At 60.3% G+C, this 25,367-nt stretch carries 21 protein-coding genes; 11 read left to right on the top strand and 10 right to left on the bottom strand.

All coding sequences use genetic code 11. The features are described 5' to 3' along the window. The first annotated feature begins 56 nt into the window (after positions 1-56). Positions 57-2,462 (top strand): fimbria/pilus outer membrane usher protein, encoded by a 2,406-nt coding sequence (locus tag E4P00_RS03865; RefSeq protein ID WP_248130662.1) that lies wholly within the window; start codon positions 57-59, stop codon positions 2,460-2,462. Next, positions 2,428-3,006, top strand: a complete 579-nt coding sequence (locus E4P00_RS03860; RefSeq protein ID WP_228309110.1) for a hypothetical protein — start codon at positions 2,428-2,430, stop codon at positions 3,004-3,006. Before E4P00_RS03865 ends, E4P00_RS03860 begins: the two co-directional genes overlap by 35 nt. Here E4P00_RS03860 and E4P00_RS03855 read toward each other — a convergent pair. Genes E4P00_RS03855 through E4P00_RS03840 form a run of 4 tightly spaced genes read right to left on the bottom strand, consistent with a single transcriptional unit; the run spans position 2,978 to position 5,817 of the window. Beyond that, complete coding sequence (locus E4P00_RS03855) at positions 2,978-3,715, bottom strand: amino acid ABC transporter ATP-binding protein (RefSeq protein ID WP_032878805.1); 738 nt, start codon at positions 3,713-3,715, stop codon at positions 2,978-2,980. The two genes, E4P00_RS03860 and E4P00_RS03855, sit on opposite strands and share 29 nt — an antisense overlap. Further along, positions 3,702-4,352 (bottom strand): amino acid ABC transporter permease, encoded by a 651-nt coding sequence (locus tag E4P00_RS03850; RefSeq protein ID WP_032878807.1) that lies wholly within the window; start codon positions 4,350-4,352, stop codon positions 3,702-3,704. Before E4P00_RS03850 ends, E4P00_RS03855 begins: the two co-directional genes overlap by 14 nt. After that, the gene (locus tag E4P00_RS03845; protein ID WP_005792409.1) at positions 4,349-5,017 is read right to left on the bottom strand and encodes an amino acid ABC transporter permease; all 669 of its coding nucleotides are present in this window, start codon (positions 5,015-5,017) and stop codon (positions 4,349-4,351) included. Before E4P00_RS03845 ends, E4P00_RS03850 begins: the two co-directional genes overlap by 4 nt. A 14-nt stretch (positions 5,018-5,031) precedes the next feature. After that, on the bottom strand, positions 5,032-5,817 hold the full coding sequence (locus tag E4P00_RS03840) for a transporter substrate-binding domain-containing protein (protein ID WP_032878810.1): 786 nt from the start codon (positions 5,815-5,817) through the stop codon (positions 5,032-5,034). Positions 5,818-6,072: 255 nt separating this feature from the next. On the opposite strand from E4P00_RS03840, the gene E4P00_RS03835 reads away from it, so the two are divergent. The 6 genes from E4P00_RS03835 (at position 6,073) to E4P00_RS03810 (ending at position 13,345) form a co-directional block, all read left to right on the top strand. Then, on the top strand, positions 6,073-6,768 hold the full coding sequence (locus E4P00_RS03835) for an FCD domain-containing protein (protein ID WP_032878811.1): 696 nt from the start codon (positions 6,073-6,075) through the stop codon (positions 6,766-6,768). A gap of 120 nt (positions 6,769-6,888) precedes the next feature. Further along, the gene (gene trxA, locus E4P00_RS03830; protein WP_032881181.1) at positions 6,889-7,218 is read left to right on the top strand and encodes a thioredoxin TrxA; all 330 of its coding nucleotides are present in this window, start codon (positions 6,889-6,891) and stop codon (positions 7,216-7,218) included. A gap of 234 nt (positions 7,219-7,452) precedes the next feature. Beyond that, the gene (gene rho / locus E4P00_RS03825) at positions 7,453-8,712 is read left to right on the top strand and encodes a transcription termination factor Rho (protein ID WP_003176825.1); all 1,260 of its coding nucleotides are present in this window, start codon (positions 7,453-7,455) and stop codon (positions 8,710-8,712) included. Positions 8,713-8,868: 156 nt separating this feature from the next. After that, complete coding sequence (locus E4P00_RS03820) at positions 8,869-10,851, top strand: acyltransferase family protein (RefSeq protein WP_032878812.1); 1,983 nt, start codon at positions 8,869-8,871, stop codon at positions 10,849-10,851. 59 nt (positions 10,852-10,910) lie between these two features. After that, complete coding sequence (ubiD, locus tag E4P00_RS03815) at positions 10,911-12,377, top strand: 4-hydroxy-3-polyprenylbenzoate decarboxylase (protein ID WP_003195329.1); 1,467 nt, start codon at positions 10,911-10,913, stop codon at positions 12,375-12,377. Further along, a complete protein-coding gene (locus E4P00_RS03810) occupies positions 12,377-13,345 on the top strand; it encodes a CDP-6-deoxy-delta-3,4-glucoseen reductase (RefSeq protein WP_078822604.1) in 969 nt (322 codons plus the stop codon). The genes ubiD and E4P00_RS03810 overlap by 1 nt, the downstream gene beginning before the upstream one ends. Before the next feature lie 121 nt (positions 13,346-13,466). Here the strand turns inward: E4P00_RS03810 and E4P00_RS03805 are convergent, their stop codons facing one another. Next, the gene (locus tag E4P00_RS03805; protein ID WP_005792403.1) at positions 13,467-13,949 is read right to left on the bottom strand and encodes a hypothetical protein; all 483 of its coding nucleotides are present in this window, start codon (positions 13,947-13,949) and stop codon (positions 13,467-13,469) included. 326 nt (positions 13,950-14,275) lie between these two features. On the opposite strand from E4P00_RS03805, the gene E4P00_RS03800 reads away from it, so the two are divergent. Both E4P00_RS03800 and E4P00_RS03795 read left to right on the top strand, forming a co-directional pair. After that, positions 14,276-16,663: a TonB-dependent receptor gene (locus tag E4P00_RS03800; RefSeq protein WP_248130661.1), complete on the top strand. Its 2,388-nt coding sequence runs from the start codon at positions 14,276-14,278 to the stop codon at positions 16,661-16,663. A gap of 27 nt (positions 16,664-16,690) precedes the next feature. Then, complete coding sequence (locus E4P00_RS03795; protein ID WP_015886454.1) at positions 16,691-17,344, top strand: gamma-glutamylcyclotransferase; 654 nt, start codon at positions 16,691-16,693, stop codon at positions 17,342-17,344. On the opposite strand, the gene glpT is transcribed toward E4P00_RS03795, so the two are convergent. Next, positions 17,341-18,678, bottom strand: a complete 1,338-nt coding sequence (gene glpT / locus E4P00_RS03790) for a glycerol-3-phosphate transporter (RefSeq protein ID WP_248130660.1) — start codon at positions 18,676-18,678, stop codon at positions 17,341-17,343. The genes E4P00_RS03795 and glpT overlap by 4 nt on opposite strands. Before the next feature lie 292 nt (positions 18,679-18,970). Further along, a complete protein-coding gene (locus tag E4P00_RS03785; RefSeq protein WP_248130659.1) occupies positions 18,971-19,948 on the bottom strand; it encodes an NADPH:quinone oxidoreductase family protein in 978 nt (325 codons plus the stop codon). A gap of 150 nt (positions 19,949-20,098) precedes the next feature. Here E4P00_RS03785 and E4P00_RS03780 point away from each other — a divergent pair, with 150 nt between their 5' ends. Further along, a complete protein-coding gene (locus E4P00_RS03780) occupies positions 20,099-20,506 on the top strand; it encodes a flagellar basal body-associated protein FliL (protein ID WP_216090459.1) in 408 nt (135 codons plus the stop codon). 41 nt (positions 20,507-20,547) lie between these two features. On the opposite strand, the gene E4P00_RS03775 is transcribed toward E4P00_RS03780, so the two are convergent. Genes E4P00_RS03775 through E4P00_RS03765 form a run of 3 tightly spaced genes read right to left on the bottom strand, consistent with a single transcriptional unit; the run spans position 20,548 to position 25,345 of the window. Further along, complete coding sequence (locus E4P00_RS03775) at positions 20,548-21,666, bottom strand: ABC transporter permease (protein WP_248130658.1); 1,119 nt, start codon at positions 21,664-21,666, stop codon at positions 20,548-20,550. Continuing rightward, positions 21,666-24,383: a ribosome-associated ATPase/putative transporter RbbA gene (rbbA, locus tag E4P00_RS03770; RefSeq protein WP_216090457.1), complete on the bottom strand. Its 2,718-nt coding sequence runs from the start codon at positions 24,381-24,383 to the stop codon at positions 21,666-21,668. Before rbbA ends, E4P00_RS03775 begins: the two co-directional genes overlap by 1 nt. Then, positions 24,380-25,345: an efflux RND transporter periplasmic adaptor subunit gene (locus E4P00_RS03765; RefSeq protein WP_248130657.1), complete on the bottom strand. Its 966-nt coding sequence runs from the start codon at positions 25,343-25,345 to the stop codon at positions 24,380-24,382. Before E4P00_RS03765 ends, rbbA begins: the two co-directional genes overlap by 4 nt. Between the last annotated feature and the right edge of the window lie 22 nt (positions 25,346-25,367).

Here is a 25,367-nt window from a genome sequence, read left to right as displayed (position 1 = left end):
GGCCCTGCAAATCCAGATTGTTCATTGGGCTCACGGCGCTATGGGGTTTGCCTGGCATGACGGCTGCGCTGGAGCTTGGTGAGGGATTTGACCTGGCTGCGCTGACGACCCACGGCATAGACCCCCAGGTCTCCGATTACTTTCGCAGTGCGGCGCGCTTTCGTGAAGGTATTCAAATGGTGGGATTGCGCGTCAATGGCAACCCCCTTGGGCTGGTTGATGCTCGGTTCGATTCGCAGGGAGGGCTGTGTTTCACTCCCGGGTTGCTGGAGAAGGCGGGGTTGGTAAAGCCTCGGGAGATCATTCGAGAAGGCGCCACACCCGACCAGGCGTGTCATGACTTCCTCGGTGCGTTCCCGGCGACCATGGTGCGCTTGCGCCCCGGTACTGACGAAGTGGCGCTGGTGGTGCCGACCCAGGCTTTGCGTGAACCCGAATGGGAGAGCGGGCGTTCTTCCCGGGGCGGCGCGGCCGCGTTGTTCAACTATGACGTACTGGGTTATGACAGCCACTCGCGTAGCGGCCCGACCCGGTTCGTGTCGGCCTATACCGAAGCGGGCTTCAACCTGGATGACTGGATTGTTCGCAGTCGCCAGTTCTATGTGTCCGACAACGGCCATACCCGTACCGAGCACCTGCATGCCTATGCCCAACGGGATATCGCCGCGTTGCAGTCGACCTTCCAGGTGGGCCAGCTCTCCAGTAATAACCCGCTGTTTGGCGGGATCCAGCTGTCCGGCTTGCAGTTCTCCCCTGATGGGCAGTCCAGGGCCCCGGCGGGCGGCAATAATGCGGTGGTCGAAGGCTTGGCCCAAAGCCAGTCGCGAGTTGAAGTGCGCCAGTCCGGGGTGTTGATCCACAGTACATTGGTGCCCGAAGGGCCGTTTCGGTTGACTGGGGTACCGCTGCTCAATGGCACCAGTGACCTTGATGTCAGTGTGATTGACGTGCGTGGCGCCAGGCGCAGTTTTGTCGTGCTGGCGGCTTCGTTCGCGGGTGCTGCCCCATCGGCGCCGGGCTATTACTTTTCGATTGGCCAGCTGCGCAAAACTGCAGGTGAAGAGGGGCCATCACCGGTGGTCGCCATGGGCAGTGGCACCTGGGGGCTGGGGCGCGATGCGTCTGCGGGTTTTGGGTTGTTGAGTACCGATGACTATTGGGCCGCAGGTGGCACTCTGAGCAGTGTATTTTTCCAGCGGGTCTCTGTGAGCGCACGACATAACCTGTCCCGAGACAGCCACAACGCGGTGTCCGGGTCACGCAGCAGCGTCTCCGTGAGTAGCCCACTGGTTGCCGATCTAGATGTCAACTTAAGTGCAACCACCCAGACGCGCGGTTATCGCGAGGTCACTGAGGCAGGTCGGTCGCTCAGGGGCGATGAGCTGAACTCGCACTTCAAGAACCAATACACCGCGGGCATGAGCTGGGCCGACCCCACACTGGGCATATTTTCGCTGAACTACACTCGCAGTGCTCAATTTGGCGGGCAGACGAGCGAGCACGTATTCGCCTCCTGGAATAAGTCGTTCGGTCGCGTCGATGTCGCATTTATCGCGGACTCGCAAGTGGGCGGTACGCGGGCCCGCCGAGACGCCCCACTGGATGGCAGCCGGCGTGACAGTGCCTTGGATCACGACTTGTCCTTGCGGTTGCAGGTCAGCGTGCCGCTGGGCGGGGATCGGCGTGTGAGCAGCTTCACGAGCCGCCGTGGGGACCACTTCATTGCGGGTACCGCGCTCAGCGAAAGGGTCAACGAGTATGTGAATTACGAAGTCGGCATCGAGCGTGACATGCGGGCCCGGGAGCAGTCAGTGCGCGGGCGGGTGGACCTGTTGCCGCGCTATACCCAAGTGGGCCTGGGCGTCAGCCGCGATTCCCTGGGCACCAGCTATACCGGGCAGTTGCGGGGCGGTGCAGTGGCGCATGAAGGCGGGGTGACCTTGTCGCCTTATAGCGTGCAAGACACGTTCGGCATCGTCTCGGTCGGCGATATCGGCTCCGCAAAAATCCAGACGCCGCAAGGCCCTGTCTGGACCGACTTCAAAGGCCAAGCGGTGATCGCGGGCTTGCCGGCCTACACCAACAGCCGAGTCGAAGTGCAGACTCAATCCTTGCCCAAACGAGTGGACCTGAAAAACGGCACCCAAGTGCTTACGGCGGGCCGAGGTTCGTTCAATACCGTGGATTTTGACGTAGTGAAAGTACGCCGAATGCTGGTGACTGCGAGCGATCAGCACGGCCGACCGTTACCTCAGGGCGCCTCGGTATTGGGCAAGGGCAACCGCTTTCTCACCAGCGTAGTAGGTGAGGGCATGATTTTCCTCAACGACGTTACGGAGTCGCAAAGCTTGCGGGTTTCATTGCCGGACTCTTCCACTTGCCTACTGCACATTGACTCTGAGGCCAAGCCTGACAATGACAAATTTTATGAAGCCGCGTCGGCGGTATGCCGAGGTGATTAAAAAGGCCCTGAGCCCGCCCTTGGCGCTGTTTTGCACACTGCTGGCGCCGCTTGATGCGATGGCTGAAAACTGCCACCTGTCGCTGGGCCAGCCGCGTATCGACTATGGCCAGATACGCAGGGATGGCCTGGTTGAAACCACTTCCGTGGTACTGGCAACCCGCTCGTTGAGTGTCAATGTACTCTGCGCCGAGCCTGCGGCCATGGCGTTGCGTTTTGTTGGCGCGGCAGCCGATGGGCAGGGATTTCGGTTCGGTCGCGAGGGGCATTTGCGGCTGAGTATCAAGCATGCCCAGGTAGATGGGCGTACCGTCGGGTGGTCGGCCGCCCACGTGCCAGGTGAGGCGGACGGAGGCCAGTTGTTGCCCGGCCAGGTTTTGGTGGCTCGAGCAGCAGGGATGCCGGTGGTAGGGCGGCGACTCACCGCCCAGGTCGATATCGATACCCAATTGCCCTTCGATGCCTTGTCGGTGCGCAGGGAGACGCACCTGGAGGCACGGGGCATTTTTGAACTGGTCAGCCCGGCTGTTCAACCGAGCCAATGAAGTTGGCGAGCTCTACGGTACCAGGGTTGGCAAACAACACCTTCGGGTCGCCGGTTTCATGCACTTTGCCTTGGTGCATGAACACCACTTTGTCGCCAACTTCCCGGGCAAAGCGCATTTCATGGGTGACCATGATCAGCGTCATGCCGTCCTGGGCCAGTTGACGCACCACGCTGAGCACCTCATTGACCAACTCCGGGTCCAGGGCCGAGGTAATCTCATCGCACAACAGCACCTTGGGTGACATGGCCAGCGCGCGGGCAATGGCGACCCGTTGCTGCTGACCACCGGACAGCCGATCGGGGAAGGCGTCGAACTTCTCGCCCAGCCCAACGCGTTCGAGCATTTGCCTGGCCAACTGTACCGCTTTGGCCTTGGGCACTTTTTGCACCACTTGCGGTGCCAGCATCACGTTTTCGCCGACGCTCAGGTGCGGGAACAGGTTGAACTGCTGGAACACCATGCCGACTTTCTGCCTCAGGCTGCGCAGGTCGGCGCGGGCGGCATCAAGGTATTCGCCATCGACTTCGATCACACCGTCATTGATCGACTCCAGGCCATTGAGGGTACGCAGCAAGGTGGACTTGCCCGAGCCGCTGCGGCCGATGATCGCCACAACCTGGCCTTCTTCCACCGTCAGGTCGATGCCCTTGAGGACGTGATGATCGCCGTAATACTTATGCAGGGCGGAAATTCTAAGCAGAGGCATGCAGTCTCCTTTCCAGGTAGCGCGCACTGAGGGACAAGGGGTAGCAGAGCAGGAAATAACCGAGGGCCACCAAGCCGTAGACCATAAACGGCTCGAAGGTGGCGTTGGCGAGCATGCCGCCGGTCTTGGTCAGTTCGGTGAAGCCGATGATCGAGGTCACGGCGGTGCCTTTGACCACCTGCACCGAGAAACCCACCGTTGGCGCGACGGCAATGCGCAGCGCTTGGGGCAGGATCACAAAACGCAGTTGCTCAAAAGGGTTCAGGGCCAGACTGGCCGAGGCTTCCCATTGGCCATGGGCGATGGAGTCCACGCAACCGCGCCAGATTTCGGCCAGGTAAGCGCTGGTGAACAGGGTCAATGCGATTGCAGCTGCCAGCCAGGGCGATATGTCCACGCCAAGCAGGGCAACGCCGAAAAACACCAGGAACAACTGCATCAGCAAGGGCGTGCCCTGGAACAGTTCGATATAGGTGCGGGCAATATTGCGTGGGAAAGCTTTGCGGCTGATGCGCATCGTCATCACCAGCAGGCCGATCAGGCCACCGCCCACAAATGCTACCAGTGACAGCAGCAGGGTCCACTGCAGGCCAGTGAGCAGGTTGCGCACGATGTCCCAGAGGGTGAACTCACTCATCGACTGTTCCTCATCACAAACCGCCGGCCGATCCAGTTGAGCAGTTGGCGAATCATCAGCGCCATGCACAGGTACACCAGGGTGGTCAGGGCATAGGTTTCAAAGGCACGGAAATTACGCGACTGGATAAAGTTGGCGGCAAAGCTCAATTCTTCGGTGGCGATCTGCGAACACACCGCCGAACCGAGCATCACAATGATGATCTGGCTGCTCAGGGCCGGCCACACCTTGCCCAGCGCCGGTAGCAGTACCACGTGACGGAACGCTTCGAAGCGCGTCATCGCCAGCGCGGCGGCGGCTTCCAATTGCCCGCGCGGGATGGCCTGGATCCCGGCGCGGATGATCTCGGTGGAGTACGCCCCCAGGTTGATCACCATTGCCAGCACAGCGGCTTGCCACTCGGTGATTTTCAACCCCAGGGACGGCAGGCCGAAGAAAATAAAGAACAACTGCACCAGAAACGGCGTGTTGCGGATCAATTCGACATACACACCAAAGATCCATGCAAACGGCTGGATCTTCCAGGCCCGCACCACTGCACCGACGGTGCCCAGTGCAACCCCAAGGAGGGCGCCGATGGCCGTCAGTTCAAGGGTAAACAACGCGCCGCGCAGCAGCAGGTCGGTATTGGCCAGCACCGGCACAAAGTCGAATTGATAGGCCATCGTTCAACTCCGCTTCAGAGGTCAGCAGGCAGCGGTTCTTTGAGCCACTGCAGCGCGTTTTTTTCCAGGCTGCCGTCCGCCTTGGCCGCAACCAGGATCTGGTTGACCTTCTCCAGCAGCGCCGGCTCGTTCTTGTTCACGCCTACGTACACCGGCGAATCCTTGAGCTTCACCTTCAGCGCGGGGACGCGTTTGGGGTTGCGTTCGCTGATTGCGACCATGACCACGTTGCCGCTGGCGATCAGGTCGACCTGGCCGGCCAGGTAAGCGGCGATGGTTGAATTGTTGTCCTCAAAGCGCTTGATCGTGGCTTCCTTGGGCGCCACGGCGGTCAGCTCGATATCCTCGATGGCGCCGCGGGTCACGCTGATAGTCTTGCCCTTGAGGTCGTCGGTGGTGCTGATTGCCGCCTCGGGTGGACCGAACACCGCGAGGTAGAAAGGCGCGTAAGCCTTGGAGAAATCAATGACCTTTTCGCGCTCGGGGTTTTTGCCCAGGCTGGAGATCACCAGGTCCACCTTGCCGGTGGTAAGGAACGGAATGCGGTTGGTGCTGTTGACCGGGGTCAGTTCCAGCTTGACCTTGAGCTGGTCGGCCAGCAGCTTGGCGGTGTCGATGTCCAGGCCACGTGGCTGCATGTTGGGGCCGACCGAACCAAACGGCGGGAAGTCCTGGGGCACGGCGACCTTGAGGGTGCCACGGGCGACGATATCGTCCAGACCATTAGCCTGGGCAGGTGCCTGGCTCAGCATCAGGCTGGCAAACAGGGCAGTGAGCAGGGCGCTGTAGCGCTTGGTCATGGCAACTCTCCGAAAAAGGCGAAGGAATTTTCTGAGTTTGCTCAGTGCACAGCCCATGCCAGCTCTCTCGGAATGGTCTGTAAGGCACGGATTCGTTGAAGTGTCATGGTCTTACTGGTCTGAACAGTTGCGAGATTTTTCGCACCCTTTTCGAGCGCCGTAAAAAACGCACGGGCCCCTTTGGGGCGTGGCTTGCCGACAGACTTCAATAGCTTTACAACTAGCTCTTCAGCTGACGGGAACCTTGAGTTTTTTATGAATTCCATTGCCCAAGCCGTACCGGAAGCGGCCTTGCAAGCCATCCGCAAACTGATCAAGGAGCAAGGCTTTGGGCCGGGCGAGGCATTGCCTTCGCAACGCGATTTGGCGATGCGGTTGGGCGTGAGCCGGGCGTCGTTGCGCGAGGCCTTATCGTCCTTGAGCGCATTGGGTGTGGTCAGTGTACAGCCGGGCAAGGGCGTGTTCGTGCTGGCGCCGGACCCGCCATCCGAGCTCGCCTGGCCGTTTGCGGCGCAGGCCACACCGCTGGACATCTTCCAGCTGCGTTACGCGCTTGAAGGGTTCGCTGCGGGTTTGGCGGCAGTCACATTGACCACGAACGAGCTCGACAGCCTGGAAGACAATGTCGAGGCGATGCGCAAGGTCCTCAAAGCGGGTGACTTCGAAGCCGCCGCCCGGCTGGACTTTGAATTTCACCAGCGCATCCTGTTGGCCAGCGGCAACCAGGCCATGGTGAGTATTCTCAGTGCCAGCGCCGAGGTGTTTCTGGAGAGCCAGAAACTACCGTTCATCCGGCCGGAGCGAGCCATGGAGACCTGGCAGGAGCATCGCAAAATCCTGCGCGCCTTGGCCCGGCGCAGCAGTGCGGCAGCGCAGAAAACCATGCAGGAACACGTTCGCAATGCGGCGTTGCGAACAGGCATCGTGTTTGTGACTGCCGTGACGCCATGAGTTGGCTATATCCCCACTCATGCAACGCCATAGCAAGACTCAATCAGAGGCGGCTTCCTGAACGAGGGAAGGGCAGCTATGATGGGCAACGTTTTTTTTGCTTACAATCCGGAGACATCCATGAGCAACGATCTTATCAAGCACGTCACCGACGCGACCTTTGAGGCCGAAGTACTCAAGGCTGCTGGCCCGGTGCTGGTTGACTACTGGGCTGAATGGTGCGGCCCTTGCAAAATGATCGCTCCGGTTCTGGACGACATTGCAACTACCTACGAAGGCAAACTGACCATTGCCAAACTGAACATCGACGAAAACCAGGAAACCCCGGCCAAGCACGGCGTGCGTGGTATTCCGACCCTGATGCTGTTCAAGAACGGCAACGTCGAGGCCACCAAGGTTGGCGCGCTGTCCAAGTCGCAACTGGCTGCATTCCTCGACGCGAACATCTAAGCGTCGTCAAAAAAGCCCCGAAAATCTCGGGGCTTTTTCGTAAAGCAGGGCTAGACGCTCCGAAACTCAGGTGGTACATTCGGCCCCGCACTGGTTTCTCCACTGCCCCCTGCAAGCCGTCGCCGACGCATTCCTTTTCGATTAGTACGCGATCCTGTCGCCTTCTCTGCGGCGCGGCCTCATTAAGCCAAAAGCTTAATTTCCCCCCTCCATAAATGATTACGTCATTCCTATATGAATCTGACTGAACTCAAGCAAAAGCCGATTACCGACCTGCTCCAACTGGCCGAAGAAATGGGCATAGAAAATATGGCCCGTTCGCGCAAGCAGGACGTGATTTTCTCCCTGCTCAAGAAGCACGCGAAAAGCGGCGAGGAAATCTCCGGTGATGGCGTGCTGGAGATTCTCCAGGACGGCTTCGGCTTCCTCCGCTCCGCAGACGCTTCCTATCTCGCCGGCCCAGACGATATCTATGTCTCGCCGAGCCAGATCCGTCGCTTCAACTTGCGCACCGGTGACACCATCGTTGGCAAGATCCGTCCTCCGAAGGAGGGCGAGCGGTATTTCGCCCTGCTCAAGGTCGACACGATCAACTTCGATCGCCCCGAGAACGCGAAAAACAAGATTCTCTTCGAGAACCTGACCCCGCTGTTCCCGACCGTGCGCATGAAGATGGAAGCCGGTAACGGTTCCACCGAAGACTTGACCGGTCGTGTGATCGACCTGTGCGCCCCGATCGGCAAAGGCCAGCGTGGCCTGATCGTCGCACCGCCGAAAGCCGGTAAAACGATCATGCTGCAGAACATTGCAGCGAACATCGCCCGTAACAATCCTGAAGTTCACCTGATCGTACTGTTGATCGATGAGCGTCCGGAAGAAGTGACCGAGATGCAGCGCACCGTGCGCGGCGAAGTGGTTGCCTCGACGTTCGATGAGCCGCCAACCCGCCACGTGCAGGTAGCCGAAATGGTGATCGAAAAGGCCAAGCGCCTGGTCGAACACAAGAAGGACGTGGTGATCCTGCTCGACTCCATCACCCGTCTGGCCCGTGCCTACAACACTGTGATCCCGAGCTCCGGCAAGGTATTGACCGGTGGTGTCGATGCCCACGCCCTGGAGAAACCGAAACGTTTCTTCGGCGCCGCGCGCAACATCGAAGAAGGCGGCTCGCTGACCATTATCGCCACCGCGCTGGTTGAAACCGGCTCGAAGATGGACGAAGTGATCTACGAAGAGTTCAAGGGTACCGGCAACATGGAGCTGCCCCTGGACCGTCGCATTGCTGAAAAGCGTGTGTTCCCGGCGATCAACATCAACCGCTCCGGCACTCGCCGCGAAGAGTTGCTGACCGCTGACGACGAGCTGCAGCGTATGTGGATCCTGCGCAAGCTGCTGCATCCGATGGACGAAGTGGCTGCCATCGAGTTTCTGATCGACAAGCTGAAAACCACCAAGACCAACGACGAGTTCTTCCTGTCGATGAAACGCAAGTAATACAGCGTTTCAGGTCCAAAAAAATGGCGCCCTTAATGGGGCGCCATTTTTTTTGCGTCGAGATTCTGCGATTTTTGTGGCATAAGTATCCGTTAAGTAACAAAAATTGACGCGTGACTTCGCTCATCCCTTTCGTCGCAGACTGACCACATTCTTATGACCACCCTTGCTTACCGCAGAGACATCGATGGCCTGCGTGCCATCGCTGTCCTTGCAGTCGTGTTGTTCCACTTTGGTGTCCCTGGCATTACTGGCGGTTTTGTTGGCGTTGACGTCTTCTTCGTCATCTCGGGCTTTCTAATCACGTCAATTATCTGGCGAGAGCGTCAAGCTGGACGCTTCAGTTTCATCGACTTCTGGGCTCGCCGTGCCCGACGTATCTTGCCCGCGCTGTTTGTGATGATCGCCGCGACACTGGCAGTGGGTTGGTTTCTGTTGGCGCCCAAGGACTATGAAGAGTTGGGGCGGTCTGCGCATTATCAGGTGACCTTTACCTCGAACCTGTTGTTCTCGCGCCAGCACGGCTATTTCGATGCCTCATCGGACATCAAGCCCTTGCTGCATACCTGGTCATTGGCGGTAGAAGAGCAGTTCTATATTTTCTTCCCATTGCTGCTGACCTTGCTTTCCAGCCGTTTGAAGCACTGGCGCCTGGCATTGTTCGCGGTGCTGCTGGCGTCGTTTGGCATGAGCGTCTGGGCGGTTCAGCATGAGCCACAGAAAGCTTTCTTCCTGTTGCATCTGCGGGCCTGGGAGCTACTGGCCGGTGCGATGCTGGCGGTGCAGCCCAAGCGTGAATGGCGCGCCTCGCCGGCCTTGGCGCAAGGAATCAGCCTGGCTTCCCTGGCATTGATCCTCATCGCTGTATTGGGTTACGACGCGAAAACGCCGTTCCCAGGCGCGACTGCGTTGTTGCCTGTGCTGGGTGTGGTCGGGTTGATCTGGGCCAACGGCCAGCAACAGACTTGGGTCGCTCGCCTGTTGGGCACGCGGATCATGGTGGGTATCGGGCTGATCTCTTATTCCTGGTACCTCTGGCACTGGCCGGTATTCGTGTACGCCAACTACGCCGCGGTGGATGGCTTGAGCGCGCTGGAACTGGCGGGGCTGATGCTGCTTTCGCTGGTGCTGGGCTATCTGTCCTGGCGCTTCGTGGAAACGCCGTTCCGGGAAAAACGTTTGCTGGCTTCGCGTAAGGCGATTCTGGCGTCAGCCATGGTCGGCATTCTGGGGCTGGGCTTCACTGGCCTTGCGATACGCGAAGCTGACGGCGTGCCTTCGCGCTTGTCCGAGCAGGCGTTGCGCTTTGCCCAAGCCAAGAAGTGGAGCCCGGACCTGCTGGCGTGCATGGCCGACAAAGATACGCCCGATGAACGCTTGTTCTGCCATTTCGGCCCCAAAGACCAATCGGTTTCAGCGTTGGTATGGGGTGACAGTCACGCTACCGCGCTGATACCGGCACTCAAAGAGGGCGCTGATCGTCACGATATCAGCCTGGTCGAAGCCAGTTTTGCCGGCTGTATTCCCCTCGATGGCCTGGAGAATATTGCCCGCTGCGCGCATTTCAACCGTCGCGTCGAGAAGGCCATGGCTGAGCAGACATTCAGCGATGTGGTGTTGGCCGCCCGCTGGAGCCTGTATGTGTATGGGCAAATGTCGGGTGACAAGGAGCATGCGCTCAAAGACCCCGGCACTGGCCAGTATGTGCGTGCCGTCGCCGAGCAACGCTTCGCCCAAGGCTTGCGTGAACGCATCCAGGGTTTGCGTGCTGCCGGCCATAAGGTCTGGCTGGTCAAGGAAGTGCCGCTGCAGGAAATCATCGTGCCTTACCGTCTCAGCCGGTTGGCGATGATGAACCGGCCCGTGAGTGGTGAAGGGCTGGCCGTGGCCGAGCATGTGAAGCGCCAGGCGTTCATCACGCAATTGTTTGACGAACTGGCGGCTGCCGACAGTGGTGTCGCGGTGCTGGACCCTGCGCCCCTGCTGTGCGGCGCCGATGGTTTGTGCCGGGTCGAACTCAATGGTCGCGCGCTGTATACCGACGATAACCATCTGTCAGACGTGGGGGCGCGACACATTGAAGCCTTCCTTGAGCCATTGTTCAGTTCGTTGCAATCACGCAGCTTGACGGCCAATTAAGCTGCCAGCCGCCCTCAGAGCAGGTAGGATGTACGCCTATTTTACGGGTGGCATGGTTAATGAAATTCAAGGATCTTCGGGATTTCGTGCAGCAACTTGAGCAGCGCGGAGAGTTGAAACGTATCCAGATGCCGATTTCTCCGGTACTGGAAATGACTGAGATTTGCGACCGCACCTTGCGCAACAAGGGCCCGGCGCTGCTGTTCGAAAACCCGACCGGCTTTGATATCCCGGTGCTGGGCAACCTGTTCGGTACGCCCGAGCGCGTAGCCTTCGGCATGGGTGCCGAGTCGGTCAGCGAGCTGCGCGAGATCGGCAAGTTGCTGGCGTTTCTCAAGGAGCCCGAGCCGCCCAAGGGCTTGAAGGACGCCTGGTCGAAGTTGCCGATCTTCCGCAAGATCATCGCCATGGCGCCCAAGGTGGTCAAGGATGCGGTGTGCCAGGAAGTGGTCATCGAAGGCGATGATGTCGATTTGGCCATGCTCCCGGTCCAGACGTGCTGGCCGGGCGATGTCGGCCCGCTGATCACGTGGGGCCTGACTGTCACCAAAGGCCCGAACAAGGATCGCCAGAACCTCGGCATCTACCGTCAGCAAGTCATTGGCCGCAACAAGGTGATCATGCGTTGGCTGAGCCACCGTGGCGGCGCACTCGACTTCAGAGAGTGGTGTGAAAAACACCCGGGCAAGCCGTTCCCGGTGTCCGTGGCCCTGGGGGCCGACCCGGCGACCATTCTCGGCGCCGTGACACCTGTGCCCGATAGCTTGTCCGAATACGCCTTCGCCGGCCTGTTGCGCGGTAATCGCACCGAATTGGTCAAGTGCCGCGGTAACGACTTGCAGGTGCCGGCTACCGCCGAAATTATCCTCGAGGGCGTGATTCACCCGGGTGAGATGGCCGATGAAGGCCCTTACGGCGACCACACCGGCTATTACAACGAAGTCGACAGCTTCCCGGTGTTCACCGTCGAGCGCATCACCCATCGGGTCAAACCGATCTACCACAGTACCTACACGGGGCGTCCACCCGATGAGCCGGCGATTCTCGGAGTGGCGCTCAACGAAGTGTTCGTACCGATCCTGCAGAAGCAATTTCCGGAAATCACCGACTTCTACCTGCCGCCCGAGGGCTGTTCGTACCGCATGGCCATCGTGACCATGAAGAAGTCGTATCCGGGCCATGCCAAGCGCGTCATGTTGGGTGTGTGGTCGTTTTTGCGACAGTTCATGTACACCAAGTTCGTTATCGTGACCGACGACGACATCAATGCGCGGGACTGGAACGACGTGATCTGGGCCATCACCACGCGCATGGACCCCAAGCGCGATACGGTGATGATCGATAACACGCCGATCGACTACCTCGACTTTGCCTCGCCGGTATCGGGCCTGGGTTCGAAAATGGGCCTGGATGCCACCCACAAGTGGCCGGGTGAGACCACTCGCGAGTGGGGCCGGGTGATCGTCAAGGATGAAGCCGTCACCGCGCGTGTCGATGCGATCTGGAAAGAATTGGGAATAGATTGATGCGTGTAACTCTGCAACCTTCCGGCGCTGTACTGGAGCTGGTCCCTGGCGAACGAATCCTCGAAGGTGCACGCCGCCTGGGGTACGAATGCCCCCAGGCCTGCCGCAATGGCGTGTGCCATGTGTGTGCGGCGTTGCTGGTGGAGGGCCGGGTAAGCCAAGCCGGTGAAGTGCGCGACCATGGCGAGTTCTATACCTGCATCGCCGAGCCGCTGGAAGACTGCATTGTGTTGTGGGATGGCGTACTCGCGCCAGGAGAGTTGCCGTTGCGCAAATTGTCATGCCAATTGATCGAGTGCGTGGAAGTCGGCGGCGATGTCTGGCGTGTGCGCCTGCGCGCCCCGGCCGGTAAGGCGGTGCGTTACCACGCCGGGCAATACTTGATGCTCGAACGGGAGAACGGCGAGAAGTCGGCGTTTTCCCTGGCTTCTGCACCCCATGCCGGGCGTGAGTTGGAGCTGCATGTGCTGGTGCGCGAGGACAGTGCGCGCAACCTTATCAAACAATTGCAGCGCAACCAGATGGCCCGTGTGGAACTGCCGTTCGGTGACACCCACCTGGCCGAGTTGCCGGACGGACCACTCGTGCTGATGGCCGCCGGTACCGGTATGGCGCAGATGCACAGTCTGATCGAGCACTGTCGCGCTTCGGGCTTCAAGCACCCGGTGCACCTGTACTGGGGCGTAAGGCGTCCGGAAGATTTCTACCAGATCGAGCACTGGGATCAGTGGCTGCAACTGCCCAATCTGTTCCTGCACAAAGTGGTCAGCGACCTCTGTGGCTGGGAAGGGCGCTGCGGTTTGCTGCACGAGGTGGTGTGCGAGGACATTGCCGATCTCAACAGCGTGCACGTCTACGCCAGTGGTTCGCCAGCAATGATCTACGGCACCCTGGATGCATTGGTCGACGCCGGTATGGATGCGCACCGGATGCGCGCTGACGTGTTTGCCTACGCCCCACGGCCCTGAAGTGTTGCGCTGAATAATGTGGGTGCTGGCTTGCCTGCGATAGCGGTGGGTCAGTGTCTCATTTGCCAACTGGCGCACCGCTATCGCAGGCAAGCCAGCTCCCACACGGGACAGTGTCGTGTCAGAAGCGTAAGCCAGTCGTCACCATCGCTGCATTGAACCCCAGCAACACCAGCTCCGCCGCGACCGGCCCGTAATGGGTTCCCACGGACGGAATGATCACTGGCGCTACGCCAAAACGATTCAACGGGATCTTGTCGCGATACTCGCCGCGATAGCCCTGGATCAACCCACCGGTCAACTTCGCATACACCGGGTAGTCGGCCATGTCATAGCGCTTGCCCGCATAGGCGTAGTACGAGCGTTGGCGGAACGAGTTGCGAAAGGTCACCCCGCCATACACCAGGCCCGACGCCTCATTGCGCTCCAGGCCGATCAGGTCCTGTTTGTTGTTGTGTTGCGGGTCGGGTGCAAAGTGCCGGGTGTAGACGCTTGTCTGGGCGTACCAGAAGCCTTTGTCGTCAGTCGCCGTTGGCGTTTCGCTAGCCAGTGCAGTGGTGGCCTGGGCAAGCAATAACAGGCCAGGCAATCGGAATTTTTTCATGGCGACCTCGGTAGTCGATTTGATGAACGGCTAAGTGGGTCGTTACAGGCGCGCCAGTTTGACGGCTTGGCACGCGCCCAGGCTGAACCGGGGCTGAAATTACCGGGATTAGACGCGTGGATCCTGACGAATGGGCGAGCGTGCTTATGCTTTTGCTTATTCTTTTAAGGTATTTATTCTGGATGATGAATATCTTTAAGCTATATCGCAACGGACTACCGACTTCACCGACCATAACCAGATACTGACCGCCACCGCCCGCCAGCCGGATCGATCGTACGAACTTCGCGCATTGCAGTTCTATTTTTGATTCAAAGGGGAGCGGTATGGGGAGCTACAGGAAACACGCGCTATACACGGCGATTTTGTCGGCCAATTTGCTGACCGTTGTGGGATTCAATCCAGTTCTGGCAGACGAAACTTCTGCGGTTGATGCACCTAAACTCGACACTGTGATCGTCACCGGCACCCGCGCCCAAGAGCGCACCGCCAGTGCATCGCTGTCGCCAATCGACGTAATCTCCGGTGAAACCCTGCGCAGTACTGGCTCCGATGAGCTGGGTGCCGTATTGGCGCGGCTGATACCGTCGATCAACTTCCCCCGGCCAAGCCTGGTGGACGGCGCCGAACTGGTGCGTCCGGCGCAGTTGCGCGGCTTGTCGCCGGACCAGGTGCTGGTGCTGGTCAACGGCAAGCGCCGCCATACCAGTGCCTTCGTCAACCTGGGCGGTGCGGTTGGGCGCGGTTCGGCCCCGGCAGACTTAAATGCCATTCCGCTGTCGGCGGTGGACCATATCGAGGTGCTGCGCGACGGCGCTTCTGCCCGTTACGGCTCCGATGCGATCGCCGGGGTGATCAACGTGATCCTCAAGCACGCCGACCATGGCGGCTCGGTGTCCAGCAAGTTTGGCGAGTACAAAAAGGGTGATGGCATCCAGCGTAATGTCAGTGGTAATACGGGCCTGGCATTGGGCGACAATGGCTTTATCAACCTGTCTGCCGAAGGCGCCGACAACGATTACACCAACCGCGCCGGTAACGACTACCGCCCCGGCAGTATTGGCTCCACCACCTACGGCCAGCGTGTGTTCCGCCAAGGTGAGCCGGCCACCAATGAAGGCAAATTCCAGTTCAACTCGGAATATTCCTTCAGTGATGCAGCCGAGTTCTACACCTTCGGTGGCTACAGCAAGCGCCGCGGTGAGACGGCGGCCTTCTACCGTGCGAGCAACGCATCCAACAACATCAAGGCGCTAAACCCCAACGGCTACCTGCCACTGATCAAAGGCAACCTGGAAGACACCTCGCTGGTGGTGGGCCTGCGCGGCCTGCTGGCCTACGACTGGCATTACGACTTGTCGGCCAACTACGGCAAGAATCAGTACGAACTGGGCACCGAAACCATCAACACCTCCCTGGGCCTGGCAACGCCGCGCAAGTTCAACAACGGCACCCTGAGCAACGATCAAAAGCAAGTCAGCCTGGACCTGTCCCGTGAGTTCGATGTGGGCTTTCTGCCGTATCCGGTCTCCGTGGCGTTCGGCGGTGAATACCTGCATCAGGGCTATGAAATCGAGGCGGGCGAGCCAGCGTCCTATTACCAGACCGGCAGTTCCGGCCTGGGAGGCTTCCGTGATGCCGACGCCGGCACCAGCACACGCCATAACTGGGCACAGTACCTGGACCTGGAAACCAACTTCACCGAAAAACTCAGCGCCTCGGCCGCCGTGCGCCATGAGGATTACAGTGACTTTGGCTCCAACGTCAGCGGCTCGCTGTCGGCCCGCTACGACTTCACCCCCCAGGTGGCCTTGCGCGGCAGCATCTCCAACGGTTTCCGTGCGCCGTCCCTGGCCCAGCAGAATTTTGCCTACACCTCATCGCAGTTGATCGGCAGCACCATCCAGGAAGCCGGCACCTTCCCGGCCAACAGTCAGGTGGCGCGCCTGCTCGGTGCCGAAGACCTCAAGGCGGAAAAGTCGCGCAACTACAGCCTCGGCCTGGTGCTGGAGCCGGCCTATGACCTGACCGTCACGCTCGATGTGTACCGCATCGACATCCGCGACCGCATCAGCCTGTCGTCTAACCTCAATCTCAACCCGGCCACGGTGGCTTACCTGCAAGCCAATGGCGTCGGCAATATCAACTACACCACGGCCCGTTACTTCACCAACGCCACGGACACCAGCACCGATGGCGTCGATCTGGTAGCCAACTATCGCTACCAGCTCGATAACGGCATTCGCTGGAACAGCACCCTGGGCTATAACTACAACCACACCAAGGTCACCGATGTGAAAGCCAACCCGGCGGTACTCGATAGCCTGGGGGCCAACCTGGTGCGAGTGGACCGTCGCGAACGTATCGGCTTGCTGGGCGACACCACACCCCAGCACAAACTGAGCCTGGGCAACGACTTCACCTTCGGCCAGTGGGCGCTGCACAGCAACCTGGTGCGCTATGGCGAGTTCACCAGCTATCAGGCGGACAAGGTCAACGACCAGACCTTCAAGGCCGCCTGGGTGCTGGACCTGTCAGCAGACTACAAGCTCAAGAACTGGACCTTCACCCTGGGTGGCGACAACGTTACCGACAAATACCCAGAGAAGGTTAATGCTTACGCCAGCAGCGGCGGCAATCTCGCCTACAGCACTTTTTCGCCGTACGGTTACAGCGGCGCGTTCTATTACGGTAAAGTCGCTTACAACTGGTAACACACAGGAGGCGCACCGCTTTTCGCCATGACCGCCATTGAAACCGATCTTCTGCAATTGGCTTACCCTCCGCGGCTCGATCTGGGGCCGCAACTCACTCACGAACAATTGATGAGCTCGATGCAAGCCACCATGGCTCGGCACAAGGGTGGGCCGGTGTGGCTGTTTGCGTATGGTTCGCTGATCTGGCGCCCTGAATGTTCGTCGACCGAACGGGTGCGGGCACGGGTTCACGGTTATCACCGTGGCCTGTATTTGTGGTCACACGAGCATCGCGGTACGCCGGAGCTGCCGGGGTTGGTGTTTGGGTTGGATCGCGGTGGTTCCTGCAGCGGGTTTGCCTACCGCTTGCCGGAGGACCAGTTGGAGGCCTCGCTGTACGCCCTATGGCAGCGTGAGATGCCTTACCCCTCGTACCGGCCGCACTGGCTCAGTTGCCGATTGGAAGATGGCAGCACCGTGCAGGCGTTGGGGTTTGTTCTGGAGCGGCACTTGCCCAGCTATGCCGGCAACTTGCCCGATATTGTGCTTAATCATGTGCTGCAAAGCGCTTGCGGGCGTTACGGCACGACTCGCGATTATGTCGAGCAGACCGTGAACGCCCTGCGTAGCCACGCCATGCCAGATAAAAACCTGGAGGCGCGGCTCAAGCGTTGTGCCAAAGATTGCTCTGGCGATTAACGCGCCGAGCTGACGCTGTTGGTGTGCCACAGCGTGGGGATCAGGAACGCGATCGCCAGTACACAGGCACCAATCAGCAGCACGAAACCACCGTCCCAGCCGAAATGGTCAACCGTGTAGCCCATGGCCGCACTGGCTGCTACCGAACCGCCCAGGTAACCGAACAAGCCGGTGAAACCCGCGGCAGTGCCGGCGGCTTTCTTCGGTGCCAGCTCCAGCGCCTGCAGGCCGATCAGCATGACCGGGCCGTAGATCAGGAAGCCGATTGAGAACAGCGCAATCATGTCGATCATCGGGTTGCCCGGCGGGTTGAGCCAGTAAACCAGGGTCGCCACGGTGACCAGCGTCATGAACACGATGCCGGTCAGGCCGCGATTGCCACGGAAGATTTTGTCCGACATCCAGCCGCACAGCAGCGTGCCCGGGATGCCAGCCCACTCGTAGAAGAAATACGCCCAGGACGACTTGTCGACCGTGAAGTGTTTGGCTTCTTTCAAATAGGTCGGCGCCCAGTCCAGAACGCCGTAGCGCAGCAGATAGACAAACACGTTGGCGAAGGCGATGTACCAGAGCATTTTGTTGCGCAGCACGTACTTGACGAAGATTTCCTTGGCGCTGAATTCGTCTTCGTGGCTGGCGTCGTAGCCTTCCGGGTAATCGTTCTTGTACTTCTCGATAGGCGGCAAACCCACCGATTGCGGGGTGTCGCGCATGGTGATGAAGGCAAACGCCGCGACCGCCAGGGCCACGGTGGCCGGCACGTAGAAGGCAGCATGCCAGTCGTTGAACCACGCCATGCCCAGCAGGAACAGCGGGCCGATCAAGCCACCGCCGACGTTATGCGCCACGTTCCACACGGACACCACGCCGCCGCGTTCTTTCTGCGACCACCAGTGCACCATTGTCCGCCCACTCGGCGGCCACCCCATGCCCTGGGCCCAGCCGTTGATGAACAGCAAAATGAACATCATGGTCACGCTGGACGTTGCCCAAGGTGCGAAACCGAAAATGAACATCACCCCCGCTGAAACCAGCAGGCCGAACGGCAGGAAGTAACGTGGGTTGGAGCGGTCGGACACCAGCCCCATGAGGAACTTGGATAAACCGTAGGCAATCGCAATCGCCGACATCGCCAGGCCCAGTTCACCACGGGTGTAACCCTCGTCGATCAAGTAGGGCATGGCCAGGGAGAAGTTTTTGCGCAGCAGATAGTAGCCAGCGTAACCGAAGAAAATACCCGCGAAGATCTGCCAGCGCAGCCGTCGGTAGGTACTGTCTATTTTTTCTTCAGGCAGAGGCGCCTGGTGTGCGGCAGGTCGAAAGAAAGCAAACATTCAAGAGCTCCAAATTTCTTGTTTTGACTGCGGATGCGAATGTTACAGTTTCGTTACCGAAAATAGCATCGCCTCTTATCTGCAAACACAGGAAACGAGAGCAATTGCATGTTCTTTTACGAACATGTCGTAAATAGATAAGTTGTGGTCGTAATCCGTTCTCTTGAACACCGAGGATCAAAATGTGGGAGGGGGCTTGCTCCCGATAGCGGTGGTTCAGTCACTCATGTACTCACTGACCGACTCCTATCGGGAGCAAGCCCCCTCCCACAAGGACCGCATTTCAGATCAATCAGCGCGTCTGGACGACGACCTTACCCACTGCCTTGCGCTGCCCCAGGTCATTAATCGCCTGGGCAGCCTGCTCCAGCGGATACACCTGCGACACCAACGGCTTCAACTTGCCCTCGGCATACCAAGTGAACAACTGCTGAAAATTCGCCGCGTTATCCTGCGGCTGGCGCTGGGCAAACGAGCCCCAGAACACGCCGACTACCGCCGCGCCCTTGAGCAATGCCAGGTTCACCGGCAATTCGGGAATGCGCCCGCTGGCAAACCCCACCACCAGCAGGCGGCCGTTCCAGGCGATGACGCGGATGGCTTGGTCAAACAGATCGCCGCCCACCGGGTCGTAGATCACATCGGCGCCATTGCCGTCGGTCAGGCGTTTGATCTCGTCCTTGAGGCTGGCTTCGCTGTAGTTGATCAGCTCATCGGCGCCGGCCGCCTTGGCCACCGCGAGTTTGTCGGCGCTGCTGGCGGCGGCGATCACGCGTGCGCCCATGGCCTTGCCGATTTCCACCGCGGCCAGGCCCACACCGCCGGAGGCGCCTAGCACCAGCAGGGTCTCACCGGGTTGCAGGTTGGCGCGCTGTTTAAGCGCGTGCATCGAGGTGCCGTAGGTCATGCTGAAGGCGGCGGCGATGTTGAAGTCCATGCTCGGCGGAATCGGCAGCACGTTATAGCCAGGCACCGCGACCTGCTCGGCAAAGCTGCCCCAACCGGTCAACGCCATTACGCGGTCACCGACCTTCAAGTGGCTGACTTTCTCACCCACCTCGCTGACCACGCCTGCCGCTTCGCCGCCGGGTGAGAATGGAAAGGGCGGCTTGAACTGGTACTTGCCCTCGATGATCAGGGTATCCGGGAAGTTCACCCCGGCCGCGTGCACGTCCAGCAGGATTTCGTTCTTCTTGATCGCAGGGCTGGCGATATCTTCCAGCACCAGGGTTTCGGCGGGGCCGAAGGCTTTGCACAGCAAAGCTTTCATCGGACTATTCCTTTTGGCATCGTGGCCGATAAGTGTAGGAGGGTGCGCCCGTGGGTCAACGAGCATACCCGCGCCTGATAAGCCCCCATAAGCTTGTGCTCAGCCTTGCTAGCGTTATGCTACCGGGCAAACGAATTCGAGGAATGAACTGTGAAAGCGTGGATCCTGTTGATGCTGGCCCTGACGTTGCCGATGGCCGTCCAGGCCGAAGAAGCCAAGGAAGGCGAGGCGCCGAAAGTCAGCTATATCAGCCTGACGCCGCCATTCGTAGGCAACTATGGCCTGGATGGCACGGCGAAGCTCAAGGTTTACAAGGCCGATATCGCCCTTCGCGTGACCGGCACCGAAGCAGCTGCGGCGGTCAAAGCCAACGATCCGTTGATCCGCAACCAGCTGGTGGGGCTGTTTACCCAGCAGACCAGCGAGGCCATGAGTACGGTCGAAGGCAAGGAAAAGCTGCGTCAGGAAGCCCTGAAACAAACCCAGCAAGTGATGAATGACGAGACCGGCAAGCCGATGGTGGAAGATTTGCTCTTCAACAATCTGATCATCCAGTAAAACCGGCGCTTAGCGCTATTCGCGAGGTCCTGCCAGGCGCCTCAGGAAGCCAGGCTCTTGCGAAACCGCGCCAACGCCACCGCAAAAAATACCAAGCCAATTCCCGTCAGGGCCAGCAAGTCTGGCCACACCACGCTCAACCCCGCGTCCCTGAATAGAATCGCTGCACTCAAGCTTACAAAATGCGTCGATGGCGAGCCCTGCATCACCCACTGCAACCATTCGGGCATGCTATCCAGCGGCGTACTGCCGCCAGAGAGCAACAGCATGGGAATGATCACCGGGATCGCCAGCAGGCCGAACTGCGGCGTCGAGCGGGCGAGAGTGGCGAGGAAGATCCCCAACGCAGTACTCGCAAATAAATACAGCGCCGTCACCAACAGGAACAGGCTCAACGACCCGGCCAATGGCACGCCGAGCAAGCCTTTGACCACCAGTTCCAGGGACAGCCATGTACACAACACCACCACCAGCATGTTGCTCCAGATTTTTGCCAGCATGATCTCCAGCGCGGTCAGGGGCAGCACCAGCAGGTGGTCGAGGGTGCCGTGCTCGCGTTCGCGCAGCAGGGCGGTGCCGGTCAGCACGATGGCGAGGATGGTGATGTTGTTGACGATCTGGATCACCGCCAGGAACCAGCCACCTTCCAGGTTGGTATTGAACAACGCCCGAGTGGTCAGCAGGGCCGGAGCTTTGCCGGCAGCGTCGGGCTGGCCGCTGTAGGTCAGCAGTTCGCGTTGGAAAATCCGCCCGATGTAACCCGCGCCCATGAATGCCTGGCTCATCGCCGTGGCATCGATGTTCACCTGCACTCCCGGCTGGCGCCCCGCCAACAGGTCGGCCTGGAAATTCGCCGGTACATTGACGACGAAGGTGTATTGGCCGCTGTCCATGACCCTGTCCAGCTGGTCGTAGGCCAGTGGCGCCGGCGCCTGGAATTCCGGTGGTTGCAGGGCCTCGGCCATTTGCCGCGAGAGCGCGCTGTGATCTTCATCGACAAAGGCCACGCTGGCGTTGTGCACGCCAATCACTGAACCGGCAGCGGGCATGTAGATCGCCACGGTGAAGGCGTAGGCCAGAAACAGCAGCAACACGCTGTCGTGGCGCAGGCTGGTGAGTTCCTTGAGCCCCAGGCGCAGGATATGGGCGAGCTTGTGCATCAGGCCTCCTGCTTCTTGAGCATCACCAGGCTCAGCCCGGTAAAACCGACGAAAAATCCGAACAAGGCCAGGCATTGTGGCCACAACTGGCGCAGGTCCAGGGCCTTGGTGAAGGTGCCCACCGCAATATCCAGAAAGTGCCCGGCCGGAAACAGCATGCCCATCAGCGCTGCCGCACCTTCCAGGGACGAGCGCGGCACGATCAGCCCGGAAAACTGGATGGTCGGCAGGCTGGTGATGATCATGGTGCCGAGGATCGCCGCGATCTGGGTGCGGGTGAACGCCGAGATCAGCAGGCCCATGCTCGTGGTCGCCAGCACGTACAACAGGCCACCGAAAGCCAGGGTCAGGCCGCTGCCTTTGAACGGTACACCGAACAACCAGCGGTTCATCGCCACCAACAGTGCCAGGTTGACCAGGCTGACGACCAGATAGGGCGCCTGTTTACCCAACAGGAACTCCAGGCGCGTCAGTGGTGTGGCATAGAAGTTGGTGATCGACCCCAGCTCCTTCTCGCGCACAATGCCGAGGGCGGTGAGCATGGCCGGAATGAACGCCAGGATCAGCGCCATCACGCCAGGGCCAATGGCATTCACGCTGACCACGTCCTGGTTGTAGCGAAAGCGTGTTTCAAGCTTGACGGCGGCCCGGTTGTTCAAGGGTAAGCTACTGAGTTCAGCCAGTTGCGCAAGGTTGCCCTGGTGCACGGCCTCCACGTAGTTGCGGCTGGTTTCAGCGCGAAACGGCATGCCGCCGTCGAGCCAGGCCGCGACGGTGGGCTGGCGGCCGGCGTAGAGGTCACGGCCAAAGCCGGGTGGGATCTCCAGGGCCAGCTTGATTTCCGAACGTTGCAGGCGCCGGTGCAATTCGTTGGCGTCGCGAATGGGTGCTTGCTCGGCGAAATAGCGCGAACTGCGAAATGCCTCTAGATAGGCGCGGCTTTGCGGGGTCTGGTCCTGGTCGTAGACGGCGAAGGCGAGGTTTTCCACGTCCAGGGAAATCCCGTAGCCGAAGATCACCATCATGAACATCGCCCCGAGCAGGGCGAAGGCCATGCGTACCTTGTCGCGCAGCAGCTCCTTGCCTTCGCGGCTGGCCACGGCTAACCACCGCGCCAGGCTGAAGCCGTGTTTGCTCGCGGGCGGCGCGTGGGCATCGTTGACCGTTGCACGGGGCGCGCTGGATTCGGGTTCGCCCTGGGCCTGCTCCAGGCAGGTGACGAAAGCCGCCTCCAGGGTATCGCCGTGGAACTGCTGTTGCAGCGCCTCGGGCGTGTCGCAGGCCAACACCTTGCCGGCATGCATCAAGGAGATGCGGTCGCAGCGCTGGGCTTCGTTCATAAAGTGGGTGGACAGGAAGATGGTCACGCCTTGTTGGCGCGACAATTCGATCAGCAACCGCCAGAAATCATCCCGTGCCGCCGGGTCGACACCCGAGGTGGGCTCATCGAGGATCAGCACTTCCGGGCGATGCAGCACCGCAACCGCCAAGGACAAACGCTGGCGCAGGCCAAGGGGTAACTCGCCGGAGGGCTGTTCGGCCACTTCACCCAGGTCGAAACGTTGGATCAGTTCATCAATGCGCGGACCGCTGTCGGCCTTGGGTAAGTCGAACAGTTGCGCATGCAGCACCAGGTTCTGGCGCACGCTCAGTTCGCCATACAGCGAGAAGCTCTGCGACATGAAACCTACGCGCTTGCGGGTCGCCAGGTCCTTGGCGTCCACCGGCTTGCCCAGCAGGATTGCACTGCCCTCGGTGGCCGGCATCAGCCCGGTCAGCACTTTCATGGTGGTGGTCTTGCCGCAACCGTTGGAACCGAGGAAGCCGAAGATCTCGCCGCGGCCAATGGCAAAGCTGACGTTGTTCACCGCGGTGAAATCGCCAAAGCGCAGGGTCAGGTCGTGGGCTTGGATAGCGATATCGGCGTTGCCGCCTGTGCGCGGTGGAATTACCAGCGGCTGGCTGTCGTGAGCACTGTCGCCCTGGAAGTGGGTGAAGGCCTCATCCAGCTTGCCGCTGGGCGTTATCGCCGCCAGTTCGCGGCTCAGTCCATCGGCGATCAACCTGCCACGGTCGAGCATCAGGCAATGCTCGAATTGCTCGGCCTCTTCCATGTAGGCGGTGGCCACCAGCAGTGTCAGTTGCGGGCGCTCACTGCGTACGCTATCTACCAGCTCCCAGAAACGCCGGCGGGACAGCGGGTCGACGCCGGTGGTGGGCTCGTCGAGGATCAACAGGTCCGGATCATGGATCAGCGCGCAGCACAGGCCGAGCTTCTGTTTCATCCCGCCGGAGAGCTTGCCTGCCGGGCGCTCGGCAAAGCGTGCGAGGTCGGTGGCGAGCAGCAGGTTGTGCATGCGCTGGTCGCAATCGGTTTTCGACAGGCCGAACAAGGTGGCGAAGAAACGGATGTTCTCGCTGATGGACAGCTCGGGGTACAGATTGCCGCCCAGGCCCTGGGGCATAAAGGCAATGCGCGCGTACAGGCTATTGCGGTGGCGACGGTCTTGGATGGAACCGCCGAGCACCTGCAACTGGCCCTCCTGCAGCTTTTTAACCCCGGCGATCAGACCCAGCAGGCTCGACTTGCCGGCGCCGTCCGGACCTATCAACCCGCAGCGGGTACCGGCTGGCAAGCTGAAGGCAACGTCGAGCAGTGCCTGTTGCTTGCCGTAGCGGTGGTTGATCCCCGTGGCGTGCAGCGCCAGGCCGCTCATTGCAGGTTGGCCGGCCAGTCGACATCGGCCGTGCGTACATAGCCCGCGCCGGGCATGCCCGGTTTGGCTTGTGGCACGGCGCTGGGCTGAGTCAGGCGCAATTTGACGCGGAACACCAGTTTTTGCCGCTCATCGCGGGTTTCGACTTCCTTGGGAGTGAACTGGGATTTGGCCGCGACAAAACTGATTTTGGCCGGCAGCGCTTGCTGGGGCAGGGCGTCGAGCAGGATGCGTGCTTCACTGCCGACGGTCAGGCGGCCGGTGACGGAGGCGGGCAGGTAGAGATTCATGTACTGGTCATTGGGGTCAATCAGCAGCAACACGCGCCCACCCGCGCCGAGCACTTCGCCCGGCTCGGCCAGGCGCAATTGGATGATGCCGTCGATGGGCGCACGCAGGCTGCTGTCGTCGATTTCGCTGGTGAGTTGGGCCACCTGGGCCTGGGCTGCGCCGATGGCGGCCTTCACCGCGTTGACCTGGGCTTGGGCGGCGATCACTGCCGCGTTGCCGGTGTTCTGGCGCGCCTGCTGCTGGTCGATCAATTGGCTGCTGGCGAAGCCGCGCCGGTACAGCTCTTGGGTGCGCTTGAGTTCCTGGCTGGCCAGCAGTTGCTCGCTTTGGCGCAACTGCACGTTGGCTTCGGCGGCGGCGAAGTTTTCCCTGGCGCGTAACACCTCTGCTTCGGCCTGGGCGCGCTGGGCTTGCAGGGTGCGGGTGTCCATGCGTGCCAGCAACTGGCCCTTGAGCACTTTGTCGCCTTCATCCACGTGCACTTCGGCCAGGCGCCCGGGGATCTTGGCGGCGATTTGCACTTCGGTAGACTCCAGGCGCCCATTGCCCATGCTCAAGCCCTCGGGCAGGCGGTCCTGGGTCGAACGCCAGTAGCCAAAGGCCCCCGCCCCCAGCAAGAGGACGATCAGGGCGATGGCGAACAGACGGGACGTATGGTGGTTCGTAGACATGGCTGCATCCTGCGGCGTTAGC

It is taken from the genome of Pseudomonas sp. B329 (assembly GCF_023127835.1).
Taxonomy (GTDB): domain Bacteria; phylum Pseudomonadota; class Gammaproteobacteria; order Pseudomonadales; family Pseudomonadaceae; genus Aquipseudomonas; species Aquipseudomonas synxantha_A.
Note: the sequence above shows the minus strand (reverse complement) of the source record. Positions and strands in the feature narration are given on the sequence as shown.